We start from the raw sequence: 17,503 nt of genomic DNA, 5'->3' as shown, positions 1-17,503 counted from the left end.
GTTATAAAGAGTGGGAAAAAAACAGGAGAAAATCTAGCACATGGCATTGACCGAAATAAACGATTCAACTTTCAGTTCCGAGATCAACAAGGGCATGGTTCTAGTAGATTGCTGGGCGGAATGGTGTGGTCCTTGTAGAATGGTTTCCCCGGTTCTGGAAGAGCTGTCGTCCGAGATGAATGAGATCTTAAAAATTAAAAAATTAAACGTAGACGATAACCAGGACACGGCACAAAAATTAAATATCCAATCTCTGCCGACACTTCTACTTTTCAAAGACGGACAATTGGTGGATAAGATCATAGGGGCCCTTCCTAAGGCGCAAATCAAAAGTTTCATCGAAAGACATAAATAAAAAATTCGATCTCGACTGCGGCGGAATTTTCCATGCTAAAAGAACAAACCAGGGGATATATAGAGCTTCCTAGAGGGGGCTATTTAGTAGAAACAAGCGAGGGCTTCTTTCAGATCGGCTCTCCTCCAGAAACCATCAAAGATACGATGGCCGAAAAAAAGACTCCCCTGGTGTTTATACTTCCTAATAAATTTTTTCACGTAGAAAAGGGGATCAGTACTGCAGAGCTTGAATTCCCGATTTACTTTAACTTCTTCTTAAGACAAAAAAAGACTACGATCATTTGTACTGCCGAGCAAAAAGATCAGCTCATCACAGTACTTAAAGAATCCTTAATGGGTCCTGAAGAGATCAATTTAGAATCCGAGTATCTGGACGGTGCGGAGTCTTTCGGCTTTCCGGATATGAAAGCGGAGATGGGTTATTTCAGAGGGTATAAGGGACTAGACGATGTAGTCGACTTCCAAGTATTCGATAGAGATAATATGGTCAACCTGGGAAAGGTTTTAGTTCGTAAACTTCCTTCCGGTGATTTTAGGATTACCGACGGAACAAAAGAAACCGAGATCCCCGGCGAAGTCGGATTCAATATCAAATATGAGATCGGTCATAGATTAGAGGAACCTTTCCAAGCTCCTTTACTTGGGATTACATGTCTCGGACCTTCTCATGGATTCGATCCTGCAGATAACACTTCCGGTTTTATTATCTGGTTGAACCACCAAGGTATTATGGTGGATCCACCCGTGAACTCTACCGAGTGGCTTAGGCTGTCTAACGTAAATCCTAAACTGATCAACCACGTTATTCTCACTCACTGTCATGCGGATCATGACGCGGGTACCTTCCAGAAAATTATGGAAGAGACCAAGATCACAATTCACGCAACCGCAACTGTGATGGAAAGTTTTATCCGTAAATATTCCGCACTCACTAAAATTCCTCGTAAAGAATTACTGGAACTTTTCAATTTCCAACAAATCATCATAGGTAGACCTGCGATGATCAATGGTGGAGAATTCAATTTTCATTATGCATTACATTCTATTCCTTCCGTAGGATTCGAATTCTTCTTCCAAGACCAATCTTTCGTGTATACTTCGGATCACTTGAACGAGCCTGAAGTGCATGATAAGATGTATGAGAAGGGAGTTCTTCCTGAATCCCGCTGGAAATTTTTGAAAGAATTCCCTTGGGACAGAAGGATTATTTATCATGAGGCCGGAATTCCTCCTCTTCATACAAGAGTTAGTTATCTAGCAAGCTTGCCTCCTGAGATCCAGGAAAAGATCACAGTATATCATATAGCAAGAACCGATATGCCTCCAGGCACTAAGCTGAAACTGGCTCGTTTCGGAATAGAGAACACTGTTTATCCTGAGATCACTCCTCCTAAACATATGGAGGCTTATAATCTTCTAGATATTTTAAGCCAAATCGATATTTTCAGCGGTTTCCCGATTGAGAAGGCCAAGGAATTCCTACTCATTGTCCGAGAAGAAAAATACAAACGCGGCGATCAGATCATCAAGAAGGGAACACCAGGAGATAAATTTTATATCATCGCATCCGGGAACGTAAAGTTCGAGGGACTTCTAGGAGAGTCCGATATAGCGCCGATTAAACGATACGGTCAGTATGAATATTTCGGAGAAGCGTCTCTTGTTCTAGATCTTCCTAGGGCTGCGGACGTTTTTGCGGAAACGGATGTAGTAGCTCTTACAATAGAGAAGAATAAGTTCTTACAGTTTATCAGAAATACGGATCTAAGACAAAACTTAATACGACTGAACAGCATTCGTGATAGTAACTCTTGGAAAACACTGTTAGATTCACGTCATTTTAAAGGATTAACCAGCCATCAAGTCACTCAATTAGAAATGATCATGAGACTTTCTAAGGTGAACAAAGGTTCAGTGCTTATTACGGAAAAAGCGTTTTACCACGAGGCATATATTATCCGTCATGGAAAAGTAAGCGTATATCAACACGGCAAAAAATTGGCCGAGTTGACCGATGGGGATTTTGTGGGAGAGATCTACTCGATATCCAAAAAGCTGGTGTCCAATTACACGTTCCAAGCAGAATCAGAAACGGAATTGTTCTCTATTTCTCAGAACGAACTCATCCAGTACATTAAACGGAATCCCGGCGTTTACATGAGAATGAATACCGTCTACTGACACGGGAGATATAAATGGAAAGAGTCCTACAATTTACCGAAGAGCATGAAGCTTTTCGTGATATGGCGCGCAAGTTTTTCGAAACCGAAGTTACTCCTCATCACCATGAATGGGAAAAAGTCGGAATGGTCCCGAAAGAACTTTGGAAAAAAGCGGGAGCAAGCGGATTACTTTGCCCTGATGTTCCGGAAGAATACGGCGGATCCGGCGCGGACTTCCTATATAACGTTGTTGTAATAGAAGAATCTTCCAGATCCGGGAATAGCGGATTTTTTGTATCCCTTCATAACGATGTGATCGCACCTTATATAACCGCTTATGCGAACGAAGAGCAAAAGAAAAGATGGTTGCCCGGTTGTTGCAGCGGGGACAGCATTTTAGCGGTCGCTATGACGGAACCTGGAGCAGGTTCTGATCTAAAAAGCCTTAGAACCAGCGCCGTCGACAAGGGAGACCATTATATTGTCAACGGCCAGAAAACATTTATTTCCAACGGACAGCTTGCAAATTTAGTAATTACCGCCGTGAAACATGAAAACGGCACGATTTCGCTTGTTATGATAGAAGAGGGAATGAAAGGTTTCGAAAGAGGCCGTAATCTCGAGAAGATCGGGTTAAAGGCCCAGGACACCTCGGAATTATACTTCAACGACGTAGTAGTTCCTAAAGAGAACGTAATCGGAAAAGACGGACAAGGTTTCCGTTATTTGATGATGAAACTCGCTCAAGAGCGTCTCGTATTGGCGATTGCAGCGGTAGAAGCCACAGCACTCGTCCAGAGAATGACTCTAAAATATATTAAAGAGAGGATGGCTTTCGGGAAAAAGATCGGAAGTTTTCAACACATCAAATTTCAAATGGCGGAAATGGCTACGGAACTGGAAATGTGCCGTACCTTCGTCGACAAGGTGGTTTCGGAGCATATTGCTGGAAAAAAATTAACCGTAGAGGCTTCTATGGCTAAGTATTATTCCACCGAAATGCAAAAACGTCATACTGACCTTTGCCTCCAGTTCTTCGGAGGATACGGTTATATGATGGAATACCCGATAGCAAGAGCGTATTTGGATGCAAGGATCCAGACGATCTATGCCGGGACCACCGAAATCATGAAAGAAATTATTGGTGGAAGTTTAGGACTCTGAAATAAACTCGAAATAGTCATCGTCCAAGGGTAAAATGGATCGAATGGCTCCTTTAGAGAGTATAGTTAGGTGGTGTATTCGATACGCCGCCTTCCTTATTTTAGCTTCTTCCTTATATTTCATCCCGGTTTCTTCTGCAGAAGCGCAGGTAACATGCCTTCCTCCTGCTTCCGGAAACAATGTCTGTAGTTTAATCCCAGCGTCCACAGTCGCTCAGTTCAACGGTTTGGAAGAAACAATCCGTAAAGAATATCTGAACGAGTTGACCAAATCAATGGCGGACGCCTCCGTTCTAGCCAATATCAATTCTTCTATGATGGGACCTGGAACTGTGAATCGTTTCCAAGTGGGAGCGGGTCTAGGAGTTGCAGGAGTCAAAAAGGACGATATCAATATCCAATACGGGGATATTTCCATTCCTAAGTTCCCGAATGTAGGAGCTTCGATCAATCCTGGAGTAATGGTAGGTGTGAACCTAGGCTGGTTACTCGGTCAGGGGCCTTCTCACCAGCCAACCGATGACGAGAAGGATTCAGGCAGGTCCTTCCTGCATAGAATTAATATTTATGCGCACGGATTCCAGGGTGATATCTCCAATGGGGATATTAAATCACTGAGTGATTCCACTTCTAAGGATCTATCCATGTCCGGGAATATAAACAGTTTCGGAATGACCGTTAGATTCCAGATCGCGAAAGAAAGATATACCAAGCTGGACTTCTTCGGATTTACGGGACTTAGTTTGGGGATCGGCTTCCACAGAAAATGGGAAGAGATCAATATGAATTATCATCCGAGCGGAACAGATGCTGTTAAAGTTGCATTCGGTCCGGCTACAGGTAGATGGGACGCCGACGTTAACTTCGCTTATCAATCCAAGGTACAATCCGTTCCGGTGGATATTAGGACCGGAGTTAGGCTATTCTATATATTAACCCTATTTGCAGGTGCAGGTATTTCCAATAATACGGGATATACTAAATTGAATTTAGGAGTAAGCGGTCCTTTGTATTTGGCCCTAGATCCTAACGCGTCAGGCCTTCCTCCTCAGGTCATCCAACAGATGAACGGTAATGCAGGCGGAACACTATCCTTAAGGACCAGTGGAGCTGCAGATGTTAGAACTCAGATGAACTATTTTGTGGGTGGTTTCGAATTGAACATATTGATGTTCAAGGTATTGGCGGAAGCAATGGCCACTGACGATAAGATCTATTCTGCGAACCTGGGTGTTAAGTTCGCTCTATAAGTATAGTGTCCGGGTGGGACCGGGCTGTTTATTTCTGATATTTTTATATAAGCTTATATGAAAAAGGCACGCCTTTTGCAGTATTGTTAGTAGAATGCAAAAGTCTGAAATCCATTGGATAAAATGTCCAGGAATTCAGCAATAAAGGTATCCGATGATCACTACTCCAGGAAAACCTCTACATCTCTCTTGTATCCCTAGGGGCGAGGCTTATGCCCTAAAGGTCAATATTTCTAAAAACGAGATAGGGATCATTTATAGGGTCACCGCAGTCCTTTATGTTCATGGTTGGAATATAGAAGAGGCAATCGCCGAAACCTCCATGGATGGCTATATCCAAGACATCTTTATAGTGAAACGTATAGACGGTTCTCCGATGACGGACGAACATCTGAATGCGATCCATGCGGATCTTCATGAGCTGTTTTACGGTGGAATGTCAGTGATGAACTATTTGGCGAACCATCCTGAAAAGATGGAAAGTTTAAGGGCCAAGGTGGAAATTACTCCTGAAATTTTCCTATTCAACTCCGAGATCAGCGATTCCACAGTGATGGATCTTAGAATGGAAGATAGACCTGGTATCTTATTTGAGATCTCTCAAATCCTATTCTTATTCGGAGTGGATATTCTTTCCTTTAAAGCCGTAACGGATTCAGGTCAGGTAAGAGATACATTCTTACTTAGATTGGAAAGTGGATCCAAGCTGGACGAAAAACTCCATTTTCACAGACTCAAAGAAGCATTGAACGCGGTTCTTTGATCCGAACTAATCGAAGCAGATCATCCGATATACGTCAGAATATTCTTCTTTTCTAATTTTTAGGAGACGGCTGTTTTACAAATAGAAACAGACCTAAGAAAAGTAAACTTAAGATCCCTGAAACCAAAAAGGAAGTCTGAGGCCCTTTCTGAGAATATATCACGCTGAATATGATGGGAGAGATCCCTCTTCCGAAAGATCCTAAACTTCTTAATATTCCCAGATTTTTTCCCTGTTCGCTCGGAGAAGAGAACAAGGAAACGATAGAAGATACTGTAGGATTTAAGAACGCACTTCCCATCGCTAAAAAAGTCAATGCCACGAATAATAAGAACGTAGATCCTTCGGAAGCGATCACCGACGTGCTGGAAAAATATAGGAATGAAAATCCGAGTATCAAAAATACGGAAGCGAGAAGTCCCACTTTTTTTTCAGGAACTTTTCCGCTGATCCTGCGAATGATCCCGCCTTGTACGAATACAATGATGAGTCCGATATAAACGAAAGTATAACCTATACTTACAGGTTTATAACCTAAGAATTGATCCAAATAAAAGTTAAGGGAGAATTCGAATCCGGAAAAGAACAATAAGAAGTATAAATTCAAGAAACCCATATACATGATCTCTTTAGAACCTAGATCAAAAACTCCTAATGCAGGGTGGATCCTTCCTTCCGATTTTTTACGTAAGTTATGAGGAAGAGTCTCTCTGAATCTAAAAAGTATTAAAAGTAAATTTACGAAAGATGCGGCAGTCGCCATCAGAGCGACGGAAGGGAAGATCGTCATCTTCTCCAATGGTAAAAAAGGAAGAAGATAAGAAGGATCCGTATGTGCCAAGATCCCGCCGATAGAAGGACCTGCAATAAATCCAAGACCGATCCCGGCTCCGATCATTCCCATTCCTTTAGTTCTGTCTTGTTCAGAAGTGGAATCCGCCATCGCAGCAGTTGCCACGGAAACATTCCCGCCCATAAGACCTGTGATCAGTCTTGAAAGAACGAATAAGGAAAAACTTCCCGAGAATAACCAAACCAGGTATCCTAAAAAACTACCGGTGCAGGTAAAAACTAAAACAGGTCTACGTCCAGTACTGTCCGAAAGTTTTCCCCAGATAGGTGAGAACATAAATTGAAGTATGGAATATAAACTGGCTACGATCCCGCCGAAGAGTGCTACGAAAAGTTTCCAGTCACTTGTTCTTCCGTCCAAAATACGGGAAGTCCAACCGGCCAAAAGATCCAATACAGGATCTCCCGCCTGGGCCAGGAAATGATTTAATGTTTCCGGAAAAATAGGGAAGATGAGGGAAAATCCCATCATGTCAATGAAGACTGTAAGTATTAATATGAAGGATTGTTTCCGCATCACGAGTGGCCTGAATAAGATGAGGCCTAGTATCCGGGACCCGGTTTGTTTGTCCCGAATTTTTCTAAGGGTTAACTTTTATCAACTTTTCCGAATTTTACTTTTTAGTAAGCTTTTTCAGCTCTTCTAAAGCAGACTTTGCCTTAGTTTTAAATTCTTCCGGAAGAGCCTCGTCTATTTGTGTGGAAATTTTTTCGAAATTCTCTTTGAGCTGATTGATCACAGCTTTAGAACTTTCATTTGCATTCAGTAGTTTATCCTGAGCGTCACCTACCGTTTTTTGGATCAGGTCCCTAAGTCTATTTGCTTGTTCCGATTGGTTCTGTGCTCCTTTGTTCTTTAGATCCTGGTAGGCATGGTCCAGATCGGAAAGGCTTTGTTTTAGTTTATCTTCTCCGGATTGGAATAATGCGATTCCGGCGTTTAGGATGTCCATTAGAGATTTTTCCATGATTGTTGCTCCGAGGGGACCAAGGATATAGAAGGAAAGGACTTAGGTCCAGTATGTTCGTAGGAAAAATCCGATTTTTTACGGATTTGAAAAGAAATTAGGAGGGATTTTCCAGAAGTTTGCGGATCTGATCCCTGATCTTTGCCGCAGTTTCGTAATCCTCAGCTTTTAGAGCATTGTCTAGAGAATCCTGTAGGATCTCCAACTGGGACTTAGGCAACTGGGAAATTTTTTCTTTTCCGATAGTCTCTCCAGGGATCTCGTCGTCTTTCATTACGATCCCGGCTTCTTCGATGACTTTTTTTGCGAGATAGATCGGAGCGTTAGCACGAAGAGCAAGTGCGATTGAATCACTAGGTCTTGCGTCTAGAACGATGAGCTCTTCGTCTTTACGTAGAGTGATCTTCGCGTAGAAAGTATTATCGATAATTTCTTCGATCGCGATCTTTACGATCTGCACTCCCAGAGTGGTGAGTAGGATTGTCATAAGATCGTGAGTCATTGGTCTAGGAGGTTTTGTACCTTCTAAAACCGAAGTGATGGAATGTGTTTCTAGAGGACCGATAAAAATCGGAACGACCCTCTGATCCGAATCGTCTTTTGCCTTCAAAAATACGGCAAAGCCCACATTCGTGAGAGAGATATTATATATGGTCGCTTCCAAAAGATCCATTTCCTAGTATTTGAACCTATCTTTCGTTTCCCGAAATGTCAAGCGTTCTAAACCTGGGGCTCAAGTCGAGTCCAATCCTTTGATCCAGGAGTCAATTTCCGAGCACATTTCTTTCACCACCGGCATGTGGAAAACGATACCTAAGTGACCCTGTTCGTACGAAAGAATCTTATTTTTTTTGTGAGGAAGTGCGGCAAGATCGTTCTCGATCGTTTCACTCGGAACCACTTTGTCCACCGAACCCAAAACTGAAAAAAGAGGGATCTGCAGATTTTTTTGGAGCGCGGTATAATCCAAAGTTCCGTCGTAGGAGAGAAAAGATCTGTCTTGGCTCAATTGAGATCTCAAAAATTGAAGAACCACTTTTGTGGATTCTTCGCAGAAAATATCTTCGATCAGAAAATACCATTCAGGAGGAGAGATCTGTTTATATCCCACGAAGTCTCTCAGGTTTACAACTTTTGCATGAAGATCAAAAGAAACCGCTCTCAAAGAAGAATGTAATCCCAGAAGAAATTTAAAAAATTTATTCAGGTCCACAGTAGGAAGGGTAGTCTGCAAAGAAAAAGAAGTCAGATCAAAAAGAAAATCTGAGATCGTTTTAGAAGGAACCAGTTTTAGTCCCATCTTTAGAATATCCAGACCCGGGATTTGTGCCTGCAATCTCACAAAATTGGGAGAAGTAATGGAAACGATTCCAGAGATCAATTCTTTCGGATCCAGAAGTGGAACGGTAGGATTCGGTTTTTGTTTTACGATCTCTTCGTATGCGGAACAGTAGAATCTAGGGATCATTCCCCCCATACTATGACCGACTACGACTAGTTGTTCGTTCGGGAAATTCTCTTTGATCCATCCCAGGACAGCAGGAAAATCTTCCTGGATAAAATCATCCACAGTCCAGCCTTCTCGTATCCCAAAGAGAGGAAGTGTCCTTCTGGATCTTCCCCTCATATCCATGGAGAATACCCTATAACCATGGCGGAGGGATAACTCTCTGGCAACCTTGTCCATTACGGACCTTCTGCAAAAAAAGCCGGGGATAAGAAGAAGGTTCTTACCGGTATCATTCCTTTCCTTCGGTTCGAAACGTTTCAAACTAACGGAGTATCCATCCCCAGAAGGAATTAGAAAACTCGCGTCGAGTCGATACGATCTTTGGTAGGTATGAGAATCGAATACTATAGTAGTAACAGGCTCGTCCTGGCCGAAACCTCTGGTATAGAATAGATGTTTTGCTCTGGAATGAAGATCCGACTTTTCGATATTCTTACGTGCGTAGTAAGGATCTCCTTTTAGGCCCATCTCCTTGGAGATCACAAAGTCCACTACGTCATAAAGGCTGTATAACTGCTGGCGGACTTCTTCTTCCTGCTCGGGGCTCATATTGTCCCTGCGGATCCCCCATAACATACCGATCGGAAAACCTTTCACAAACAAAGGAATTCCCGCGGCATAGTTCATTGTTTTGGTAAGAAGCTGCTTTAAGTTGGGATGGACCCTTTCATCATCCAAACTATGGAAATAAACTTCCGGTCTTGCTTTCTTTTCTACGGATAGGATCGCTTCTCTCAAATATCTGGCAGAAAGATTTCCCGGATCTTGGATGGAGATTGGGATCGTATTTCGGATGAAGTCATCTATACTTTGGAGTCCGATCCTATCAGTTACCTGTTTCATTCTAAAATGAGTGGCGGATGCTACGATCTTCAGATTTTTATCTTGGATCGCCTCGAAAATTGCATACTGGAATACAGGTTTTCCATTCGGAAGGGTCATGGAGACCATTTTGTTTACGAATGCGGTCCAAACTTTTTGAAGAAATATGTTCGTACTTTCGGAAAGTGGAAAAATATAAATATCTTCCGCTCCCACCGTATAAGCGCCCCCTTTCCTGCGGGGCTTTGGGGTGACCTTTCGGGCTAGGGTCTGGTCCATTGTTTAAGTTTCCATTTCGCCCTGCAGAATGGCAATCTGGAATTCTGGCTAATTTTGGCCCGAAATTTAGAAAAATCGGGAAGAAATTTCTAAGATCGTACGAAAGAAAATTGATCCGAATGTTGTTCCTTATTGCAGAAACGGATGGAAACTTCTTTCTCTCCATTCAATTTCCATTGGATCTTTCCTTTCAACTGATCGACTAACATATTCACAAGCTGGAGTCCGAGGCCCGGAGAATAATCTGTTCGGAAACCTTTTGGAAAAGGAACCCCATTGTCCGAGACTACCAGGTTTACCCAAGATTCTTCTTTAAAAAGTCGGATGGAAATTTTGCCTTCCTGTTTTTTAGGGAAAGCGTATTTAAAAATATTGGTGACTAGTTCATTCAAAATGAGCCCGAGAGGAATTGCACTTTTTACATCTATTTCCAGATCGTTCAGATCGAGTTGAAGAGAGATCTCTTTTGTTTTTTCTTTAAATGCATTCAGCAGATTTTCAGTGATCTTTTGGATATAACGGTCCAAACGTACGGAATGTGAATTGTTTGAAGTGGATAACATCTCGTACAAATTCCCGACGGAATGGATCCTATTTACCAAATTCTCCAAAGTATTTTCCAGCTTAGTATTTGAAGATCTGGATGCCTCTATCTCTACGATAGAACTGATCATATTCATACTATTTTTAACTCTATGCTGGAGTTCGGTATAGAGATATTCCCTTTCATGAAGATCTTTTGCCAAGGTTTCCAATGCTTCTTTTGCTTCCGTGATATCCACGCAGGAGCCGATAAAACCCGTAAAAATGCCTGATTCATTCGTGATAGGAAGACCATTATCTTGGATCCATCTCCAGTCACCGTTCTTATTCTTCAAACGATAGGTCATGCTGAAAGCTTCTCTTTCATCGAAATGGCTGGAATAGATCTGGATACATTCTGCCAAATCGTTCGGATGAACACCTTCTGCCCAGCCGTCACCAAGCTCTTGTTCCATACTTCTACCCGTAAAATTCAGCCAGGTTTGATTGAACCAGTTACATTTTTTGTCCAGGCCGGAGACCCAGATCATTACAGGAGCAGCGTTTGCTACGGTTTTAAATCTAGTTTCACTTTCTTTAATATTCTCCAGCAAACTATATTCTTTGGAAATATCCCTAAAAACTAAAACGGAACCCGCGGTATAACCTTTTTCGGAACGGATCGGAGCGGAACTTTCCGCGACCCTATGTTCGGAACCTGATTTAGAAATAAGTAATGCTTGGTTTTCCAGACCCATGATCTTTTCTCTAGGGGTAAGAACATCGACAGAGTTTCTCATTCTTCTTTTGGTTTTAGCATTTACGATCTTAAAAACTCTTTCAATAGGTTCTCCGATCGCATCCGTTCTGGACCAGCCGGTCAAAGACTCCGCAACATAGTTCATATCCGTAATATTGCCCAGCTCGTCAGTTGAGATAACTCCGTCTCCGATGGATCTTAATGTGGCTTTTAGAAGTTCTTGGTTTTCTTTTAAGGATTCTTCACTTCTTTTTAAACGAAGATGGGATTCATACAATTTGAAAGCCATTTTGATGGAAGCGATCAGAACGGTTTCTCCTGAATTTTTAACAACATAACCGTACGAAGTGATCTTCTCCGTTTTTTCGACGATCTCCGGTTCGGTATGGCTGGATAGAAATACGATAGGGATGTCCCTTGTTTTTAGAATACGGACCGCAGCGTCCGTGCCATCTTCTTCTCTCCCGAGATCAATGTCCATGAGGACCAGATCGATGGTGTAGTCGTTAGTCGCAATTTGGACCGCTTCCTCTGCGGTGTAGGCGGAGATAACTCTGAACCCGTTCTTTTTCAATCTTTGGGTTTCAGAGAGCGCAATGATGGCCTCATCCTCCACTAGGAGAATGGTTTTCTTTCTTTCTTCCGGGATGGGGAAGTATTCTCTAAAGATTTTTTCTACAGTCTGGATCATCCCGAGTTTCTCCTAACGTAAACTGTGTCAAAGTTTTGACTAATTTAGTTATTCTGACACAATTTACAGTATCCCAAATGAGAGGGCAAGCAAAACTGAAAAATTTAGACTGCCTTCTAATCGCTTCGGTTTTCTGAAAAACTAATTCAAAAGACATAATATTAGGAAATCTTTACCTTATTCTGTCGCATTAAAAAGTTTATGTCTTGTTTCGATCCGGTTCGTCGAAGATCCTACACTCGAAATTTCGGAGAGAATATGAACACATTCCAAAAACGAATTTTACCAACTGCGATCTATCTAGGAACGATCTCGCTTGGTCTCTCTGCGTATTTCTTTTACGAAAGGTCGTTGATCGGATTTCCTGACGGACATCTCACCGAACTGGACCACGCATTTCTTTTATTATATCTCATCTGCGGGATCAAACACTCACTCTATGTTGTTGCGTTCATCTATTTTGGATTAGGTTACGGCTCCAGATTAAAATGGGTCTTCTTCCTTCTATTCTATGCGGGAAGTATCTTTCTGTATTTTGGTGCGGATTGGTTTTTGAGAAGGATCTTGGATCACGGAGTGGGTGGTTAAGTTTGCCAGTTGTGGCGTGTTGGAGTTCCTACAAAAAATATGGGCGGCTCCGAGCAAAGCTCGGAACGGGCTACTTCGGGCTCGCCATTCGCGCTCGTCCGGCTCAAGGCCGGACTGTCGCCCTGCGTATCCCTGCCGCAGGGACTAAATTAAGAATTGACTTGTGATATATCATGATATATATCTTAACGAGGATTAAAATGAATGCAAACTGCAAAACTATTTATAAATGGAAGAAGCCAGGCAGTAAGATTGCCTAAGGAATTTCAATTCAAGGGTGACGACGTTTTCATCCAGAAGGTTGGAGAAGCAGTTATCTTAGTTCCGAAGAATAAAGTATGGAATGTATTTCTTGATGGTTTGAACGGCTTTAGCGAAGATTTTTTAAGGGAAGGACGGGAAACACTTTCTGAATCTGAAAGAGAAAGGTTTTAAGTGTATCTTCTTGATACTAATATTTGCATTTTTCTTATAAAAAAGAAAAATCAAATATTATTGGATAAATTAAAGAAAAATATGAATAAGGGATTATTCATATCTTCTTTGACACTTGCCGAGCTGGAATTCGGCATAGAGAACAGCACGTATAAAGAGAAAAATAGGATTTCACTAATAGAATTTTTATCAATATTCGAAATTCTTCCTTTTGAACAATCTGATGCAAAAGCATTTGGGATTATTAAAGTCGATCTGAAAAAATCAGGAAATTTAATCGGATCTATTGATACATTATTAGCTGCACAAGCTTTATCACGAAATCTTGTGTTCATTACAAACAATACGAAAGAATTTAATAGAGTAAAGAATCTAAAAATAGAGGATTGGTCGTTGTAGTAAGTCATTCGCGCTGCATCATTAAATTTTAAATAAATTCAAAAATTATGGAGAACTTTAAATCATTTACTGTCGAATATTTTGTTTCAAAGGCTCTAAGTTTAAGCGCCACTCCTAATAATCAATATTTATCAGTTTATCATGATTTACTGGATTTTGTTCAAAGTATAGAAAAAATTGATAGAAAATCATTTGTTGTGGTTGCTCATATTGTATATGGATGGATGCCAACCATTCTGGATTATAAATTTTTAAGAGAAGATGATTATTCTTTTTATGAGGAAAATATAAAGATCGGAAATTGTTCCGTAGAATTTTTAAGTTTAATTAAAGAAAAGATCAATAACTCCATTGTAGGTGGGAGTAAATTTTTACATTTTATGAATCCGGAAATGTACGCGATCTGGGATTCGAAGGTATATAAAGCTCTTTTTGATAAGAAAGGAAGGGGCTATAATACAAACAACATAGAGAATTACATTCAATATAACTTAACGTTACGCGATTTTTCCCAAAAACCGGAAATGGTTATGATTCAAAATATACTAAAAGAAAAGAAATATATTGATAAAGAAATAACTAACATGCGTGCATTGGAGACTGTTTTATTTTATTCAATTAACTGAAGAATGTTGCGTTTAAAATAATGAGTAAAGGACTTGCCGTTACGCAGTTTGCCTTCCTGTCAAACTTGGCTCCACGGCGTCTTTTGCACTCGCTTCGCCATCCATGGCTCGCGGCGCATTTGCGACGCTCTCTACGGATCGCTGCAAATGCTCTCGTGCAAAAGCTTCAAGTCCTTCTGGACCGTTTATCTGAAATTGAAATATGGGAAAAAAATGGTGGGCCCAGAAGGACTTGCACCTGCAACCCAGAGATTCTGAATCTGCTGTATGGGCAAATGAGGAAAAATTTTTGGGCCCAGAAGGACTTGCACCTGCAACCCGGAGATTCTGAATCTGCTGTATGGGCAAATGAGGAAAAATTTTTGGGCCCAGAAGGACTTGAACCTTCGACCCGCAGATTATGAGTCTGCTGCTCTAACCAACTGAGCTATAGGCCCGGAGGCTCCATTTTTTGAGGACCACGCCTACTAGCAAGTCGATTTTACTGAGGGTTCAAGTAACGGTTTGGATCGGAAAACCAATCCTTTAAGTCTTGGCGTTCTTTGTAGAAAGCGATATAGAATGTGTAGGCCTTATCTTCTTTTCGGAGCAGAAAAAAATAGAGTTGGAGTGGGTTTCCTCCGGAATTGTCTTCTTTAGACCAACGTAGTATCTCCGTCCTATAGATGCTGAATTTTTCCGGTGTAACGTTTGGAAACACCGCTTCTAGTACCTTGGTTCCCAGAGTTTCTTCTCCGACTCTGTCCAGTTTTCTCCATATGGCAAGCCAAGGCCTGTCTTTGAGTGGGACCGCTCTCCAGCGTTTTCTGGATTCGGTGCGGACCAGTGCTTTTTCAGGAAAATCGATCCGGATAAAATTTTCGGTAAATGTTTCTCCAGGTTGGTAGACTTTTTGGTCCGGGTCTAAGGGAACAGAAGACACGGAAGCGCTTGTGAGGATGAATAAGAAAGGAAGGATTTTGTAGAAGGGAACTCGGATCAAAAGATGATTTCCTCTAAGATCAATTCTCTGTATTTGACTAGCTGGAATACCGGGATGGACTGTTTTTCTTTTCTGTCTGCGAGTGTATCTTCTCCCTTCTTCTTGAATCTTCGAATGGTTTTGTTTTCGAATACGAATACTCCTTGGTATTCTCCTGTTACTTCGTAAGGTGCGCCAGCCGCTAATCTTGATACGTATTTTTTGAATCTTCTATCGAATTTATTATCTCTATATTTATAATATAATGTATGTCCGTTCCAATCGTAGAATACTACGTAGTTTTCCTTTAGGCCTTGGTAATATAGTTTGATTGTTTCCGGATAATTGGGAGAAGAATCAGTTAAGGATTCTTTTATATCGAGGGCTCTAGGTTCTTTAAGAGTGATCGTCCCTCGGTATGTATTTCCTGCGGGTTCCGCATCCAATCTTCTCCCATCCGATGTTGGTATGATACAAAGGATTGCGGATAGGAGAAGGAATTGTTTCATTAATCGTTTTCCAGATCCTCTGATTCTCCGCCGGATGGTTTTCCTCCTCCGGAAGAACCTCCTGAACCGGATGATCCGCCGCCAGTGCTGCCTCCGGAAGATCCGGCTCCTTCTCCGCTTAATGGAACAGGATTAGAACCTTCTCCTCCGCCGCTGCTAGGTCTGGACCTTCTGGATGAAGAAGATCCGGAACCTCCCGCTTTTCTGGTGCTTGTATCTTTTGCAGGTTTGGTCTCTGCACTTGCAGGCACAAAACTAGGATCTAATTTTTTACGAAGTTGGTCCAAAGCATTTTGGGCAGCACGTTTTACTTTTTCGCTGGGATCTCTTTGTGCCTTATATTCTAAAATTTCGATCACTGCAGGATCTTCCGTTTCCGCCAAATGTTTGATGGCGCGGAGTCGGACCATTGCATCGTCGTCTCTTGCGAATGAATATAATTCTTCTATAATTTCCTTATCTCCTAAGGAAACAAGAGCGGTAATTGTGTGTATCTTGAGTGCTTGGTAATCTTGGATATCGTTCTTGGATTTTAAAGCGCGGATCTTTTCCAGAAGTTCTCTGAGAGGAGTGATTGCGGCTTCCGATTTGATCTTTCCGAGTGCGTTTACCGAGTAGGCGCGAAGTGTGATCGGTTCTTTTTCATCTTTTACAGTTGCGATCAAAACATTCTCTATCGAAGACTTTTTTACTTTTCCGAAATAGAGTGCGATTTGTGCTCTTACTTCAGGATCGTTAAACTTCTCTTGGAATCTTGCTTCTAATACGGAGAATGGTTCGTTTGCCTGAGGAAATTCTGCTAATGTTTCTATAAGTGCGATCAGAAAATTCGAATTTTTGGTGAAGTCCTGGGCCTTAAGTAATTCAGTTAAAACAGGGATCCCGGAATCGAATTTTAGTTTTTTGACTACATAGACCGCTTCTTTCTGCACATCTTGCTGGTCATGTTTTAATAATGCGATGATCTTATCTTCGAATTGGGTAAGTTTTAAGATTCCTGAAATTCTAAGAGCATAGATCTTCATGGACCAATCCGGATCCTTGGAAAGGATCACTCCGACTTGGTCGTATAATTCTCCAGCTTCTTCTTTTGGAAAATCTTCTAGTTCTCTTAGAGCGCTTGCTCTTTCTTTTGTGGTCCCGTATTTTAGAACTTTTGAAAGTACTTCTTTTTTCTTACGGATCTGTTCTTCCGTATATTTAGGTTTAGGCGGAGCTTCTTTTGCGGCCAAGGCGCCGAAAGAAAGAAAGGACAATACCAGAGAAAGCGTGGAAATACCGGCCAAGCTAATAAAGCGGGAAGGCCGCAAGATCGGATCTGTTTTGTTTTCGAGGGCCGAGAGCAGGTTATTCGCCTGTTTGCTGCAGCTTGCGGTTTTCTTCTTCGAGTTCCTTGATTCTTCTGTTAAGCTCATTGACTAAATGTTGATTCTCCAGGTTCTGCCGGAACTTTTCTATCAAAGATCGGATGTCTCTGGTTAGATCCTCTATGTTCCAGGGTTTTTCCACGTATCTGCTCAATCCCCCGAAATTTATCGCGTGGATTGCGGAATCCAAACCGGCTTGGCCGGTGAGCAGAATTTTGATCGAGTCAGGAGACCGTTTGTGGACCGATTCCAAAAAATCGGCGCCTTTCATACCGGGCATTACCTGATCCGTAATGATAACTTCGATCACATAACCGGAAGCTTGGATCTCATCCAATAAGGCGAGTGCCTCTTCAGCGCTTCTTGCGGTTTCGATCTCATGAGTCTTACCGAATTCGTTATGAAGCTGTTCCTGGAGAGTCTCCAGCACCGACACTTCATCATCGACACAAATAATATAACCTTTATTCATAATCCTAGACCGAAAGGTTGGCCGGTTTCCCGGAACTAGAGAGTTTT

General features: G+C 41.7%; 18 protein-coding genes and 1 tRNA gene. 9 read left to right on the top strand and 10 right to left on the bottom strand.

The annotated features are described in order from the left end of the window. Positions 1-40: 40 nt before the first annotated feature. From trxA to EHR06_RS06560, 5 genes are all read left to right on the top strand, one after another. On the top strand, positions 41-355 hold the full coding sequence (gene trxA, locus EHR06_RS06580) for a thioredoxin (RefSeq protein ID WP_135756270.1): 315 nt from the start codon (positions 41-43) through the stop codon (positions 353-355). A gap of 32 nt (positions 356-387) precedes the next feature. Further along, complete coding sequence (locus EHR06_RS06575) at positions 388-2,538, top strand: cAMP/cGMP-dependent 3',5'-cyclic-AMP/GMP phosphodiesterase (protein ID WP_135756269.1); 2,151 nt, start codon at positions 388-390, stop codon at positions 2,536-2,538. A gap of 14 nt (positions 2,539-2,552) precedes the next feature. After that, positions 2,553-3,683: an acyl-CoA dehydrogenase family protein gene (locus EHR06_RS06570; RefSeq protein WP_135756268.1), complete on the top strand. Its 1,131-nt coding sequence runs from the start codon at positions 2,553-2,555 to the stop codon at positions 3,681-3,683. A gap of 34 nt (positions 3,684-3,717) precedes the next feature. Further along, on the top strand, positions 3,718-4,932 hold the full coding sequence (locus EHR06_RS06565) for an Lsa36 family surface (lipo)protein (protein ID WP_135756267.1): 1,215 nt from the start codon (positions 3,718-3,720) through the stop codon (positions 4,930-4,932). A 154-nt stretch (positions 4,933-5,086) separates the two neighbouring features. Next, entirely contained in the window at positions 5,087-5,695 is a 609-nt protein-coding gene (locus EHR06_RS06560) for a hypothetical protein (protein WP_135756266.1), read from the top strand. Positions 5,696-5,747: 52 nt separating this feature from the next. Here EHR06_RS06560 and EHR06_RS06555 read toward each other — a convergent pair whose 3' ends face one another. The 5 genes from EHR06_RS06555 to EHR06_RS06535 form a co-directional block, all read right to left on the bottom strand. After that, positions 5,748-7,064: an MFS transporter gene (locus EHR06_RS06555; RefSeq protein ID WP_135756265.1), complete on the bottom strand. Its 1,317-nt coding sequence runs from the start codon at positions 7,062-7,064 to the stop codon at positions 5,748-5,750. 97 nt (positions 7,065-7,161) lie between these two features. After that, positions 7,162-7,515 carry a phasin-related domain-containing protein gene (locus EHR06_RS06550; RefSeq protein ID WP_135756264.1) on the bottom strand — a complete coding sequence of 118 codons (354 nt, stop codon included), beginning with the start codon at positions 7,513-7,515 and terminating at the stop codon, positions 7,162-7,164. A gap of 97 nt (positions 7,516-7,612) precedes the next feature. Next, on the bottom strand, positions 7,613-8,188 hold the full coding sequence (locus EHR06_RS06545) for a bifunctional nuclease domain-containing protein (RefSeq protein WP_008592198.1): 576 nt from the start codon (positions 8,186-8,188) through the stop codon (positions 7,613-7,615). Positions 8,189-8,248: 60 nt separating this feature from the next. Then, a complete protein-coding gene (locus EHR06_RS06540) occupies positions 8,249-10,126 on the bottom strand; it encodes an alpha/beta fold hydrolase (protein WP_135756263.1) in 1,878 nt (625 codons plus the stop codon). An 89-nt stretch (positions 10,127-10,215) separates the two neighbouring features. After that, a complete protein-coding gene (locus EHR06_RS06535; RefSeq protein ID WP_135756262.1) occupies positions 10,216-12,099 on the bottom strand; it encodes a PAS domain S-box protein in 1,884 nt (627 codons plus the stop codon). A 258-nt stretch (positions 12,100-12,357) separates the two neighbouring features. Here EHR06_RS06535 and EHR06_RS06530 point away from each other — a divergent pair, with 258 nt between their 5' ends. The 4 genes from EHR06_RS06530 to EHR06_RS06515 all read left to right on the top strand — a co-directional run bounded on the left by EHR06_RS06530 (position 12,358) and on the right by EHR06_RS06515 (position 14,147). Then, positions 12,358-12,687 carry a hypothetical protein gene (locus EHR06_RS06530; RefSeq protein WP_135756261.1) on the top strand — a complete coding sequence of 110 codons (330 nt, stop codon included), beginning with the start codon at positions 12,358-12,360 and terminating at the stop codon, positions 12,685-12,687. Between the two features lie 204 nt (positions 12,688-12,891). Continuing rightward, positions 12,892-13,122, top strand: a complete 231-nt coding sequence (gene vapB / locus EHR06_RS06525) for a type II toxin-antitoxin system antitoxin VapB (RefSeq protein ID WP_135756260.1) — start codon at positions 12,892-12,894, stop codon at positions 13,120-13,122. Beyond that, a complete protein-coding gene (vapC, locus tag EHR06_RS06520; protein ID WP_135756259.1) occupies positions 13,123-13,521 on the top strand; it encodes a type II toxin-antitoxin system tRNA(fMet)-specific endonuclease VapC in 399 nt (132 codons plus the stop codon). 47 nt (positions 13,522-13,568) lie between these two features. Continuing rightward, positions 13,569-14,147, top strand: coding sequence for a hypothetical protein (locus EHR06_RS06515; RefSeq protein ID WP_135756258.1), 579 nt, complete (start codon positions 13,569-13,571; stop codon positions 14,145-14,147). 363 nt (positions 14,148-14,510) lie between these two features. On the opposite strand, the gene EHR06_RS06510 is transcribed toward EHR06_RS06515, so the two are convergent. The 5 genes from EHR06_RS06510 to EHR06_RS06490 all read right to left on the bottom strand — a co-directional run bounded on the left by EHR06_RS06510 (position 14,511) and on the right by EHR06_RS06490 (position 17,456). Then, positions 14,511-14,584, bottom strand: a tRNA-Ile gene (locus EHR06_RS06510). A 44-nt stretch (positions 14,585-14,628) separates the two neighbouring features. Continuing rightward, complete coding sequence (locus EHR06_RS06505; RefSeq protein WP_135756257.1) at positions 14,629-15,129, bottom strand: hypothetical protein; 501 nt, start codon at positions 15,127-15,129, stop codon at positions 14,629-14,631. After that, positions 15,126-15,617, bottom strand: coding sequence for an LIC_11959 family protein (locus EHR06_RS06500; protein WP_135756256.1), 492 nt, complete (start codon positions 15,615-15,617; stop codon positions 15,126-15,128). The genes EHR06_RS06505 and EHR06_RS06500 overlap by 4 nt, the downstream gene beginning before the upstream one ends. After that, complete coding sequence (locus tag EHR06_RS06495) at positions 15,617-17,032, bottom strand: HEAT repeat domain-containing protein (RefSeq protein ID WP_425269482.1); 1,416 nt, start codon at positions 17,030-17,032, stop codon at positions 15,617-15,619. The genes EHR06_RS06500 and EHR06_RS06495 overlap by 1 nt, the downstream gene beginning before the upstream one ends. Continuing rightward, entirely contained in the window at positions 16,965-17,456 is a 492-nt protein-coding gene (locus EHR06_RS06490; protein WP_135756255.1) for a response regulator, read from the bottom strand. The genes EHR06_RS06495 and EHR06_RS06490 overlap by 68 nt, the downstream gene beginning before the upstream one ends. Positions 17,457-17,503: the final 47 nt, after the last annotated feature.

This window comes from Leptospira dzoumogneensis (genome assembly GCF_004770895.1).
GTDB lineage: Bacteria > Spirochaetota > Leptospiria > Leptospirales > Leptospiraceae > Leptospira_B > Leptospira_B dzoumogneensis.
This window is presented reverse-complemented; position numbering and strand designations above follow the sequence as displayed.

What these genes read in the sequence shown, in the direction of transcription:
- EHR06_RS06545 (WP_008592198.1), bottom strand. Translation starts at nt 8,188, where the DNA reads ATGGATCTTTTGGAAGCGACCATATATAATATCTCTCTCACGAATGTG.
- EHR06_RS06540 (WP_135756263.1), bottom strand. Translation starts at nt 10,126, where the DNA reads ATGGACCAGACCCTAGCCCGAAAGGTCACCCCAAAGCCCCGCAGGAAA.
- EHR06_RS06550 (WP_135756264.1), bottom strand. Translation starts at nt 7,515, where the DNA reads ATGGAAAAATCTCTAATGGACATCCTAAACGCCGGAATCGCATTATTC.
- EHR06_RS06495 (WP_425269482.1), bottom strand. Translation starts at nt 17,032, where the DNA reads ATGAGCTTAACAGAAGAATCAAGGAACTCGAAGAAGAAAACCGCAAGC.
- EHR06_RS06565 (WP_135756267.1), top strand. Translation starts at nt 3,718, where the DNA reads ATGGATCGAATGGCTCCTTTAGAGAGTATAGTTAGGTGGTGTATTCGA.
- EHR06_RS06560 (WP_135756266.1), top strand. Translation starts at nt 5,087, where the DNA reads ATGATCACTACTCCAGGAAAACCTCTACATCTCTCTTGTATCCCTAGG.
- EHR06_RS06575 (WP_135756269.1), top strand. Translation starts at nt 388, where the DNA reads ATGCTAAAAGAACAAACCAGGGGATATATAGAGCTTCCTAGAGGGGGC.
- EHR06_RS06535 (WP_135756262.1), bottom strand. Translation starts at nt 12,099, where the DNA reads ATGATCCAGACTGTAGAAAAAATCTTTAGAGAATACTTCCCCATCCCG.
- EHR06_RS06490 (WP_135756255.1), bottom strand. Translation starts at nt 17,456, where the DNA reads ATGAATAAAGGTTATATTATTTGTGTCGATGATGAAGTGTCGGTGCTG.
- vapB (WP_135756260.1), top strand. Translation starts at nt 12,892, where the DNA reads ATGCAAACTGCAAAACTATTTATAAATGGAAGAAGCCAGGCAGTAAGA.
- trxA (WP_135756270.1), top strand. Translation starts at nt 41, where the DNA reads ATGGCATTGACCGAAATAAACGATTCAACTTTCAGTTCCGAGATCAAC.
- EHR06_RS06570 (WP_135756268.1), top strand. Translation starts at nt 2,553, where the DNA reads ATGGAAAGAGTCCTACAATTTACCGAAGAGCATGAAGCTTTTCGTGAT.
- EHR06_RS06500 (WP_135756256.1), bottom strand. Translation starts at nt 15,617, where the DNA reads ATGAAACAATTCCTTCTCCTATCCGCAATCCTTTGTATCATACCAACA.
- EHR06_RS06555 (WP_135756265.1), bottom strand. Translation starts at nt 7,064, where the DNA reads ATGCGGAAACAATCCTTCATATTAATACTTACAGTCTTCATTGACATG.
- EHR06_RS06530 (WP_135756261.1), top strand. Translation starts at nt 12,358, where the DNA reads ATGAACACATTCCAAAAACGAATTTTACCAACTGCGATCTATCTAGGA.
- EHR06_RS06515 (WP_135756258.1), top strand. Translation starts at nt 13,569, where the DNA reads ATGGAGAACTTTAAATCATTTACTGTCGAATATTTTGTTTCAAAGGCT.